Below are 10,499 nucleotides of genomic sequence, written 5' to 3'. Positions count from 1 at the left end.
CCAGGGGCTATCGTTAATGCTAAGCCCTTAGTTGCACCAGCCGATTCGTTAGCCACGAACTTCTCCTTGTAGTTAAACGCCGTCGAGGCCCCTTACGGGCCAAGGAACGGCACCAAGACCGCGCTAAGAAGAAGCCCAACCGGCATCTCCAATAAGCACAGCAGCTGATACCTAATGATAATTTCGGACTCGGCTCGGCCGTAACCGCCCCTTCGTTGCCACATGGCTTTTTGCTTCTCGCCAAAGTTTCCGATAGAAGCTACGAACCAGATGGTGGAACTGGCATCCCACCTACTCAATTTCCTTTTTACAAGCACGATATTGATGGAAATCGCCGACACGACACCGGCAAGCGTGCCGAGAAACCCGAGCGCGACCATTGTATTCTCGTGCATTATCTCTCCCGAAACTTACCAACTATACTGACTGCCAGCACCTTTGAGGCATCTCACAATACTGCTCACCCTCTTGAAACCAATTCATTGCTTTCACCAACAATTTGGAACGCCTCTTGTCGATGAATGCCGCGCCCATGATAGCTCTCAGTTGAAAATCTCTCGTGTAGGTACATTCGCAATAGAGGTCCGATGTGTTCGCTCGGCCATTTCCAACCAGGACTCCAATTGACGCCTGCTCGTCACAGCAATACTGGTGGCTTGACCGGCTTTTTATGGACCAGATCATGATGAAGCACGCGACAGAGAAACACGACACTGCGCCAACGAGCAAGAACACCTCGATTCAGAACATTCTCTGGATCGCGTCCTACCCGAAGTCGGGCAATACCTGGATCAGGATATTCATCCATAATCTTCTGCGCGAGATATCGGAAATCGGCGCTGCGCCTCAGGAAATTAATAAGCTGCATCAGCAGACATGGTGGGAATTCGGAGCCAAGCAATTTGAGGCAGTGCTCGGCAAACCGTTCACCGAAGCTAGCCACGAGGAGCTCGCCCAAGCGCGCCCCAACGCGCAGGCTTGGATGGCGCAGAACTGTTCCGGTCCGTTCCTTGCCAAGACGCATCTCTGCGTCGGCGAAGATTGCGGCGCTCCGACCATCAATCTCGACGCAACGCTCGCCGCCGTCTATGTTGTGCGCAACCCTCTCGACGTCGCAATCTCCTTCGCCCACCACTCCAACGAGCCGATCGATGAGACGATCGCCAAGATGGCCACGCCAAACTTCACGAGCCCCAACCGCGTTCAGCACATCTACGAGACGATGGGCTCCTGGAGCCAGCATGTGGGAGGCTGGATCGGCATCTACAGCCGGCCGGTGCACATCATGCGCTACGAAGACATGCTGGCCCAGCCGGTACGGACCTTCGGCGTGCTCGCGAGGTTTTTGCGATTGAAGCCGACGGAGGCACAGCTGAATGCGGCGATCGAGAAATCGTCGTTCGCCGAGCTGCAGCGTCAAGAGAACGAGTCGGGGTTTCGGGAGAAGCCTCCGGCGGCCGAGCGGTTCTTTCGCGAAGGCACCAGTGGCCAATGGGCCAAGGTCCTGTCGCCTGGCCAGATTCAAGAGATCGTTCGGGCGCACGCGCCGATGATGCAGCGTTTCGGATACTTGCAAGGTGATTGCGGGGGCAACATCGCGATCCGGCGACCGACGTCCAGCACGTCGTGACCTTTGTTCGGCCGCTTGGAAGCGCGCCTGATTCTGATGGAACACCGGCGACCGACCGGATTTGCATATGGGAGAGACCGACATCTTCATCGCTCCCTCAGGCTTTCTTGCCGGTAGCGCAGCAACGGCGACATCACATATTCGATGATCCGCCGCGTCCCCGTCTTGATCTCCACCGTCACCGCCATGCCCGGCGCCAGCGCCACCATCTTGCCCTCGACCTGCATCTGCTTCTCGTCCAGCGACACGCGCGCCGAATAGATGAACTCCTGCCCCGCCGGCTCGCTGGTCTCGGCGAGCGCGCCAGTGGGCTTGGCGCTGGCTTGTTTGTCGGCGGGCTTCTCGCGAACGATGGAGTCCTGGGATACGCTCAGCACCTTGCCATGAACGAGGCCGTAGCGGGTGAAGTTGAAGGTGTCGATCTTGATCTCGGCTGATTGCCCGACATCGACGAAGCCGATGTCGCGGTTGGAGATCATGGCTTCTGCTTCGAGCTGGCTGTCGGCGGGCACGATGAGCATCAGCTGTTGCGCCGGCGTGACGACACCGCCGACCGTGTGCAGGGCGAGTTGCTGCACGGTGCCGTCGATCGGGGCGCGCAGCACCTGCTCGGTCGTCTTGCGCTCGGCCTTGACGAGGTCCTGCGTCAACTCCTCGGCCTTCTTCTCGGCATCAGCCAGATCCGACAGCACCTGACGCTCGAAGCCGGAGCGGGTCTGCGCCAGCTGCTGCTCCAGCGCCTGCCGTGCGGCGTCGATTTCCACAAGGCGGCGCGTCTGCACGACGCGCTCGTTCTGCTGGTCGATCAGCCGCGACTGAGCGTCGATGAAGGCGATCTGGTTGCCGTACTGGATTTCCTTGGCGTTGCGGCGGATGTCGGCGGTCTCCTGCAGGAACGGCAGCGTGGCGTCGATCTTGGCGATCGCGGCCTCGATCGACTGCGCCTCGGCGCGCTTCTGGGCGATCTGCTGCAGGTTGGAGGCGAGCTTCGACAGCTGCTCGGCGGCCTGGGCCTGCAGCGCGGCGCGGGTGCGCGCGATGTCGGCGGGCGCCGCGCCCTCAGGCATGCTAAGCGGCCGCAGCGCGGTGAGATCGGCAAAACTGTCGCGCAGCACGCTGAGCCGGGCCACATCGAGCCGCGCCTGCATCAGGCCCTGTGCGACGCGGCGGCGCTCGGCCTGGGTGACGGTGCGGTCGAGCTCGACCAGCACGTCGCCGGCATGGACCTTGTCGCCGTCCTGGACATGGATCGCCGCGACCACGCCCGCCTCCAGTGGCTGGATCGTCTTGGTGCGGCCGGTCGGCACGATCTTTCCCTGGGCCGAGGCGATGATGTCGACCTGACCCACGATCGACCAGCCTATCGCGATAGCGAAGAACAGCATGATGCTGCCGGCCACCGCGCGCCCGACCGGCGAGGCCGGCGTCTCGACGATCTCCAGCGCCGCGGGCAGGAATTCCCGCGCATCGTTGCGGCGGCGGCGCGCGTCGAGCGCGATCGGCGCGTTGTCCTGCCTGTGTGCCTCAGCCGACGACATGGAGCCCCGCCTGGATCTGGTGCAAGGTCGCGTAGCGCCCGGCGCGCTTGATCAGCTCGTCATGGGTGCCATCCTCGACCAGGCGGCCGTTCTCGATGGTGATGATGCGGTCGGCATTGCGCACCGCCGACAGCCGGTGCGCGATGATGAACACGGTGCGCCCGGCGCAGATCTTGCGCATGTTGCGCTGGATGATGTTCTCGCTCTCATAGTCGAGCGCCGAGGTCGCCTCGTCGAAGATCAGGATGCGCGGATTGGTGACCAGCGCACGCGCGATCGCGATGCGCTGGCGCTGGCCGCCGGACAGGCTCGCGCCGCGCTCGCCCACCACCGTGTCGTAGCCGTCGGGCAGGCCGAGGATGAACTCATGGGCGCCGGCGAGCTCGGCCGCCTGGATCACCCGCTCCATCGCCATGCCGGGATCGGCGAGTGCGATGTTGTCGCGGATCGAGCGATTGAACAGCACGTTCTCTTGCAGCACCGCGCCGATCTGACGCCGCAGCCAGGTGACGTCGGCAACCGTCAGGTCGACGCCGTCGATCAGGATGCGGCCGCTCTCGGGGACATAGAGCCTCTGGATCAGCTTGGTCAGCGTCGACTTGCCCGAGCCGGAGGGGCCGACGATGCCGACGACCTGCCCGACCGGCACCTTCAGGCTGACATCGTGCAGCGCCAGGGGACCATCCACACGGTAGCGGAAATGCACGTGGTCGAACACCACCTCGCCGCGCACCGGCGGCAGCGCTGCGCGGCCGGGATTGAACGCCGGCTCCGGCGTGGTGTTGAGGATGTCGCCGAGCCGGGCCACCGACAGCCGCGCCTGATGAAAATCCTGCCACAGCTGCGCCAGCCGCAGAACCGGCTGCGCCACCCGCCCGGCCAGCATATTGAAGGCGATCAGCTCACCGACGCTCAGACTACCTTCGATCACCAGATGCGCGCCGAAATACAAGGTCAGCGCGGTGACGATCTTGCTGATGAACTGCACCAACTGGCTGGCCCAGTTGCCGAGCGACAGCACCTCGAAGCTGGCGCCGACATAGCCGGCGAGTTGCTCCTCCCAGCGCCGCTGCATCTGCGGCTCGATCGCCATGGCCTTCAAGGTCTGGATCGCTGTGACGGTCTCGACCAGGAAGGCCTGGTTCTCGGCGCCGCGGTCGAACTTGACGTCGAGCCGCCGCTTGAAAATCGGCGTCACGCCGGCCGACAGCGCGATGTAGAACGGGAACGAGCCCACCACGATCCAAGTGAGGTACGGCGAATAGTAGAACATCACCCCCAGGAACACGAAGGTGAATGCGAGGTCGATCACCAGCGTTAGCGCCGAGCTGGTGATGAAGTTCCTTATGTTCTCAAGCTCGCGCACCCGCGCCACCGAATCACCGGCCCGTCGCGCCTCGAAATAGGCGATCGGCAGCGCGACCAGATGGCGAAACAGCCGCGCCCCAAGCTCGACGTCGATGCGGTTGGTTGTGTGCGAGAACACATACGTTCGAAGACCACCCAGCGCGGTCTCAAAAATCGTTACGGTAATCAGGCCGAACACCAGCACGTCGAGCGTGGTATAGCCGCGATGCGTCAGCACCTTGTCGGTGACGACCTGGAAGAACAGCGGCGTGACCAAGCCGAACAGCTGCAGGAAGAACGAGGCAAGCAGCACCTCGCCGAGCAGCCGGCGATATTTGTGCATCGCCTGCAGGAACCAGGTGACATCGAATCGCCGTGCGAGATCGGTCAACGAGGCGCGACGCGCCATCAGCACGATCGTGCCGGTCCAGTTGGCTTCGAACTCGGCGCGCTTGAGACTCTGCGGCCGGTTCACGAGCGGGTCTTGAATGAGCGCCGTTTCGGCCGTGACCTGGCCGAGGATGACGAAAGAACCGTCCGAGCGCGCCACAATGGCCGGCAGGGGCAGCTTGGCGAGCCCGTCCCATGTCTGCCTGACCGCACGCGCCTTCAGCTTCAGCTGCCTAGCGCAGCGGAGCATCGCATTCACATCGGCCCGCTCGCCCGCCAGCTGATGTGCAATCTGCGCCGGATCAACGGCAACCAGATGGAATCGCAGCAGCAATGCCAGGCAGTCTAGCCCCGTGTCTCTCTGCCTAACGTCCATCGGACAGCACCACCTCAAGTGGTGCGACAATAGTGCGCAGCCGGCGAAATTACAGTGAAACTACGGCAAATTGCCCGACAGACATCTGAACTGTATCTGAAGAGCAACAAATAAACAACCACCGGTCGCATTTGTGCTTTGCGCCGTTCTGGAAAAGAGTGTCGCCGACCACACATGCCGATTACTGTTCGTCTTGCCCAGGCAAGCCGATCCAACTTTCCCGAATGTCGGCCAGCGACAAAGACTGGCATGGCCGAATCAACCAGTCCTGTCGACAGTTGCGCGGATATTCAGGTGATACACACGGATTGATTTCAAGCCGGCTCGCTCAATCTCCGGACTTTCCTCGTTCTCCAACGAGCCAATCGCCTGCCGGTGAGGGGACCAACCTGCATTCGCGTATGAGACGTTATGACCATAAGTCGGCAAATGGCCGAGCTTTGAGCTCCTGAGAGAACGCGGAGAGCCTCGAGATCTCGCTATCTTCGGAATCGACGTCAACTCATCTGGAAGTAGCAAGCACGCGAGATCCACCCCTGCAGCAGCTAGACGTAAGATTGCTAAGGTTAAGGCATAGAAATCAACATTTGGAAGGCGCTGAATGTTCTACTGCCTTCTACGAACGTAATTCCCGATGATGATAAGGACCCGCGACTCACCAGATACGAGACGTAAGCCCAAGCCGGCATCTTGGTCGAGGAGGCAAGTAGCCATCACCCCCAGCTGATCCGGCATGCCGACCGTCGTTTTCCGGAAGCGTACGGCTCGAACGCGTGGCTTCTAAGGGATCACCCGATTGCTGGCAGGATCGCTCGTCGGAGGAGCGATCCTTCTTCGGAAAATCATGAACGTGGGACTGATCACCCGTTACTCGCCCTCGTCTGGAGTCCGCTGTCTAAACCTGGCAAACGCCCGATCGGTCGCCATAAAACGAGACACCATGGCTGCGGCAAGACGTCCGATCTCGATCGGTGTTTGGGCCGAGTCCCGCGCCACAATCTCAGCATATGCCAGAAGGTCTCGGTGCACTCTTGCAGGAAGCTCGACTGAGATCTTGACCGGTTTGTCGTCAGGAAGCGCAGAAATCTTCAGCTTCATTTTCCCGACTCTTTTCAATCGCGGTACGACTCAAGCACGAGATCACGATTGACGATCACCCGCACCAGAAACCCGGGCTTCACCGTCAACGTCGGCTGAATGTTCATCTGCTGGCGCACGAGCTGCTGGCCGGTCTGGCTCATCGCGTTACCGAAGCCCTGGCGCAACGCCTGGATGATGCCTGCATTATTCGTGCTGGTGTTCGCGCCTGCATTCACTTCGCTGCCCACCGACAGCAGGCTCGCGAGCAATGCGGAGCCGATGAGTTGCTTCCAGTGATTGTCGACCTCGTCAGAGAGCCCGGAATAGCCGCCCGCATCGGCTCCCGGGAGACGTTCGAGCACGATCGAGCGGCCGTTGGGCATGATCAGTCTCGTCCAGACCAGGAGCAAGCGTGTCTGGCCGGTCGTCACCTGGCTATCGTACACGCCGATGAGGCGTGCTCCTTGCGGGATTAGCAGAGCGCGTCCCGAAGGAGTGTCGAAGACGTTCTCGGTCACCTGAGCCGTGATCTGTCCAGGCAGGTCGGAGCGAATCCCTGTGATCAGCGCACCGGGAATGACGGTGCCGGCTTGGACAACGAACGGAGAGGCTGGCCGCGCGACTCGGTCCGGATTGGTCGTGCGGCGATCAACCGGAGCGTTGACGAAGGCGAGCTTGCGCTCCTGACCATTCTGGGAGAGGAACTCATCCGGGTTCGGCGCCATCCCAGAGCGGTCGCTGCCCTGAACTGGGCTCGCCAGCGGCTGGCTGTCGCGCACATTGGTTGCGGCAAACAGCCGGCTGACCCGCGCAGCTTCCGTCTCCTGCTCTCGGCGCTGCTGATCCGGATCCGGTGTGGTGGGCGCCTGACTTTGCGACGCCAGGATCGGCCGGCCAAGGTCGCCGGGCAGCGGTGGGCCGAGAACAGGGGCGTCCTTGGCCAAGCTTGCATAGTCGCGCGGCAGCGCAGACACGCCGTCGGCTACATCGTGGTGATCGGTGCTGTAGAGCTCGTCCGAACCGGATTGCCGTGACTTTTTGGCCTGCAGCGCCCAGATGAAGGTGCCGCCGATCAGGAGGAGCGCCAGCGCGCTCCCGCCCGCCAGGACCTTGCGGGACAACCGCGTGATCTGCGGCGGATCGCCCTTGAGCCGCAGCTCCTTCGTACGCTGATCGCTCGCAGACCTTTCTTGCGCAGTCGAAGCCGAGTCGTCCCCGCCCGTCATGGGGTCGCTCCATCGGTTCGGGTGATCCGGACCCTCTGCTGCTGTTCGCCGCCCAGGCGCAGTTCTGCAACCGCAAACAGGCGATCGACGATGATCACATTGCGGAAGGTCCGATAGTTGACGATCTCCGGCGCACCATCGGGGCCAAGGACGAACAATGGCGGCAATTCGCCTTGCACGATGCCGCGGGCGAACTCGATATAGACCTTGCGGCCATCGTCATAGGCATTCACCGGTTTCCAAGGTGGATCATCACCCTCGATCCGGTATCGCAGGTGCCGCTGCGACGGCTCAGGCAACTCCGGCCTCAGCATCGCCTGTCGGGCTCGGGTATCCGCATTCTGCGGATAGTACCAGGCGACGGCTGGCATATACGGCTTCTCGCGAGATCGCAGCTCGATCAGATAGGTCCGCCGGTCGGTATTGACGACGAGATTGGTCTCGATTGCAGGCCGCGTCGGCTTGACAAGGATATGGACGCGTCGCGCGTCCCCCACCCCGCTCTCGGTATCACCGACCACCCAGCGCACGGTATCGCCGGCCGAGACCGGTCCCGAGCCCGTGAGCTGCTCGCCCTCCTCGAGCATGATGTCCGTGATTTGCCCCGGCGCCGCGTAGACCTGGTAGAGCGCGCCGGGACTGTAGGCATAGATCTGGGCTGCGTTGAAGTACCCCCGCTTCCGCGGCTCGACCCTCGCGGCGCTGTTGGCTGCTTCGACACGATCGAGCGGGTCCGCGTCCTCTTTGGCACCAGTTGGGCCCCCCAGAGACACCTTCCATGGCGGCGGCAAGTGAAGCGGTTTGGGCCTGTCTTCCACGGCCGGAGGCGGTGCCGCCAAGGGCGGCACGTCGCTGTCATAGCTGATCTTTGGCGGCGTAGTCGTCACGCAGCCGGCAAGCGGAACAATAGTCGCAAGCACGATCGTCCATCGCGCGCGCGACACCCCAGCAACCTGCCTCCTCACTGCGACAACTCCTTCGACCAGTTGATAGCTTGGACGTAGACGCCGAGCGGGTTCTTGCGCAGCCGATCGGCGTTGTCGGGCATCGCGAGCACGATCGTCAGGATCGCGGTCCAGCGTTCCGTTGCGCTCAGCGCGCCGTTCTCGTAGCGCCGCTCCACCCAGGCGACCCGGAAACTATCCGGCGAGGCTCGGATTACGCTCGAGACCTCGACCGAGACCTGGGATTTGCCGAGCTTCGTGAACGGATCGTTGGAGCGAGCGTAGTCGTTGAGCGCAGCGGCGCCGCGATCCGTCGTGAAATCATCGGCCCGCAGCCAGTTCTGGCGCAGCACGATCCCGTCCGCCGGCAACCCTCTGACATCCTCGATGAAGCGGGCGAGATGAAACGCGACCTGCGGATCAGTCGGCTTGTAGTCGGCGATCGCTGGCGCGACACGTTGAACCTCGCCGAGATGACCGACCTCGACCACCCAGGGCGTCACCGTCCCGCGGGTGGACTGCCAGATCAGCGCAGAAGCGAGACCAGCAGCGAGTCCGAGACACCCCAACGCCATCAACCGCCAGTTCTTGGCCTGCACGCGGGCCGAGCCGATGCGCTCGTCCCAGATTTGCGCGGCCTTCTGATAGGGCGTGACCGGCTCGGGTGTGCGGCCATAGTGGACGGATGGACGCTTGAACATGTCAGGATTTCCCCTCGGAGAGATCGACGGAGCTGCCGTGGCCGCCCTGCTCGGCATTGCGCACCGCTTGCGTGGTTGTGGACGCCCCCTGGTGAACGGCACGCGCCGCCTTGATGCGTTGTGCCCAGCGGGGCGAGGCAGCAGCTGAGCCATCCCCCTCGACCGGCGAGGAGGGATCTGCCTGGCCGTTCGGTGCAGCGATCCTCTCGCGCAAGGGACTCGAGGTTCCGCCCGCCTCATCAGCTCCAGCTGGGCCACGGCGTAAGACACTGGACGCGCCAGAGCGAAGTGATGCAGCGGCTCGCGTCGAGCCGGAGATCGCGCCACCGGCGAGCCCGGCTGCTCCAGCGACGAGCCCAACGCCAGCCACGGCGAGTCCACCGGCTGCCAAGGACGGACCGGCAGCACTGCCGGCGCCAAGCTGCGGGCCGCCGGACACCAAGCCATTCGCGATACCGGGCCCGAACAGCCCTAGACCAAGCAGCGACAGCGATCCCAGCACCAACGCCATTGCGCTGTCGATGGTCGGCGGATCGCCTCCGCCCGCTTGCGTCAGCTGCGCAAGGAGTGTGGAGCCAACGCCGGAGATGACTGCAAGCACCAGCACCTTGATGCCCGAGGACATGACATTCCCGAGCACGCGCTCGGCCGCGAAGGCTGTCTTGCCGAACAGGCCGAACGGGATCAGCACGAAGCCTGCGAGCGTCGTCAGCTTGAACTCGATCAGGGTGACGAACAGCTGGATCGCGAGGATGAAGAAGGCCAGCAGCACGACCAGCCAGGCAAACAGGAGGACCACGATCTGCACGAAGTTCTCGAAGAAGCCGACATACCCCATGAGGCTCGAGATCGCCTGGAGAAGCGGCCGTCCGGCATCGAGCCCGACTTGCGCGATTTTCCCCGGCCGCAGAAAGTCAGCGGTCGATAGCGCCGATCCTGAGGCCTTGAGACCGAGAGCGGCTAAGCTCTCGAAGACGATACGGGCGAGGCTATTCCAGTTGCCGATGAGATAGGCAAAGACGCCGACGAACAGCGTCTTTCGCACCAGGCGGGCAATGATATCGTCCTCGCCGCCCCAGGCCCAGAACAGCGCTGCCAGCGTGACATCGATCGCGACCAGCGTCGTCGCGAGATAGCCGACCTCGCCGCCGAGCAGCCCGAAGCCGCTATCGATCGAGCGCGTGAAGGCTTCCAGGAATTGATCGATGATACCGGTTCCAGCCATAGGCCAATCTCCCTCGAGCGACAGCAGAGCTCCCGCAGATCA

The 10,499-nt window shown here is 62.7% G+C and carries 9 protein-coding genes; 1 reads left to right on the top strand and 8 read right to left on the bottom strand.

Translation table 11 applies throughout. The annotated features are described in order from the left end of the window. Positions 1 to 92: 92 nt before the first annotated feature. Positions 93 to 395: a hypothetical protein gene (locus ACQR07_RS16870; protein ID WP_434903342.1), complete on the bottom strand. Its 303-nt coding sequence runs from the start codon at positions 393 to 395 to the stop codon at positions 93 to 95. A gap of 287 nt (positions 396 to 682) precedes the next feature. On the opposite strand from ACQR07_RS16870, the gene ACQR07_RS16865 reads away from it, so the two are divergent. Further along, entirely contained in the window at positions 683 to 1,630 is a 948-nt protein-coding gene (locus tag ACQR07_RS16865; protein WP_434903341.1) for a sulfotransferase domain-containing protein, read from the top strand. Between the two features lie 86 nt (positions 1,631 to 1,716). On the opposite strand, the gene ACQR07_RS16860 is transcribed toward ACQR07_RS16865, so the two are convergent. The 7 genes from ACQR07_RS16860 to trbL all read right to left on the bottom strand — a co-directional run bounded on the left by ACQR07_RS16860 (position 1,717) and on the right by trbL (position 10,457). Beyond that, positions 1,717 to 3,168: an HlyD family type I secretion periplasmic adaptor subunit gene (locus ACQR07_RS16860; RefSeq protein WP_434903340.1), complete on the bottom strand. Its 1,452-nt coding sequence runs from the start codon at positions 3,166 to 3,168 to the stop codon at positions 1,717 to 1,719. Continuing rightward, positions 3,155 to 5,281: a type I secretion system permease/ATPase gene (locus ACQR07_RS16855; RefSeq protein WP_434903339.1), complete on the bottom strand. Its 2,127-nt coding sequence runs from the start codon at positions 5,279 to 5,281 to the stop codon at positions 3,155 to 3,157. Before ACQR07_RS16855 ends, ACQR07_RS16860 begins: the two co-directional genes overlap by 14 nt. Positions 5,282 to 6,148: 867 nt before the next feature. Continuing rightward, positions 6,149 to 6,379 carry a DUF2274 domain-containing protein gene (locus ACQR07_RS16850; protein WP_434903338.1) on the bottom strand — a complete coding sequence of 77 codons (231 nt, stop codon included), beginning with the start codon at positions 6,377 to 6,379 and terminating at the stop codon, positions 6,149 to 6,151. A gap of 14 nt (positions 6,380 to 6,393) precedes the next feature. Next, complete coding sequence (locus ACQR07_RS16845) at positions 6,394 to 7,587, bottom strand: TrbI/VirB10 family protein (protein ID WP_434903337.1); 1,194 nt, start codon at positions 7,585 to 7,587, stop codon at positions 6,394 to 6,396. Continuing rightward, positions 7,584 to 8,531, bottom strand: coding sequence for a P-type conjugative transfer protein TrbG (gene trbG / locus ACQR07_RS16840; RefSeq protein WP_434903398.1), 948 nt, complete (start codon positions 8,529 to 8,531; stop codon positions 7,584 to 7,586). The genes ACQR07_RS16845 and trbG overlap by 4 nt, the downstream gene beginning before the upstream one ends. Positions 8,532 to 8,548: 17 nt before the next feature. Further along, the gene (gene trbF, locus ACQR07_RS16835; RefSeq protein WP_434903336.1) at positions 8,549 to 9,232 is read right to left on the bottom strand and encodes a conjugal transfer protein TrbF; all 684 of its coding nucleotides are present in this window, start codon (positions 9,230 to 9,232) and stop codon (positions 8,549 to 8,551) included. Position 9,233: 1 nt separating this feature from the next. Beyond that, positions 9,234 to 10,457: a P-type conjugative transfer protein TrbL gene (gene trbL, locus ACQR07_RS16830; protein WP_434903335.1), complete on the bottom strand. Its 1,224-nt coding sequence runs from the start codon at positions 10,455 to 10,457 to the stop codon at positions 9,234 to 9,236. Positions 10,458 to 10,499: the final 42 nt, after the last annotated feature.

The organism is Bradyrhizobium sp. HKCCYLS20291 (assembly GCF_051167715.1).
Taxonomy (GTDB): Bacteria; Pseudomonadota; Alphaproteobacteria; order Rhizobiales; family Xanthobacteraceae; genus Bradyrhizobium.
This window is presented reverse-complemented; position numbering and strand designations above follow the sequence as displayed.

Excerpts from the sequence above, each read along its gene's own strand:
- ACQR07_RS16870 (WP_434903342.1), bottom strand. The coding sequence starts at position 395 with ATGCACGAGAATACAATGGTCGCGCTCGGGTTTCTCGGCACGCTTGCC.
- ACQR07_RS16865 (WP_434903341.1), top strand. The coding sequence starts at position 683 with ATGATGAAGCACGCGACAGAGAAACACGACACTGCGCCAACGAGCAAG.
- ACQR07_RS16860 (WP_434903340.1), bottom strand. The coding sequence starts at position 3,168 with ATGTCGTCGGCTGAGGCACACAGGCAGGACAACGCGCCGATCGCGCTC.
- ACQR07_RS16855 (WP_434903339.1), bottom strand. The coding sequence starts at position 5,281 with ATGGACGTTAGGCAGAGAGACACGGGGCTAGACTGCCTGGCATTGCTG.
- ACQR07_RS16850 (WP_434903338.1), bottom strand. The coding sequence starts at position 6,379 with ATGAAGCTGAAGATTTCTGCGCTTCCTGACGACAAACCGGTCAAGATC.
- ACQR07_RS16845 (WP_434903337.1), bottom strand. The coding sequence starts at position 7,587 with ATGACGGGCGGGGACGACTCGGCTTCGACTGCGCAAGAAAGGTCTGCG.
- trbF (WP_434903336.1), bottom strand. The coding sequence starts at position 9,232 with ATGTTCAAGCGTCCATCCGTCCACTATGGCCGCACACCCGAGCCGGTC.
- trbL (WP_434903335.1), bottom strand. The coding sequence starts at position 10,457 with ATGGCTGGAACCGGTATCATCGATCAATTCCTGGAAGCCTTCACGCGC.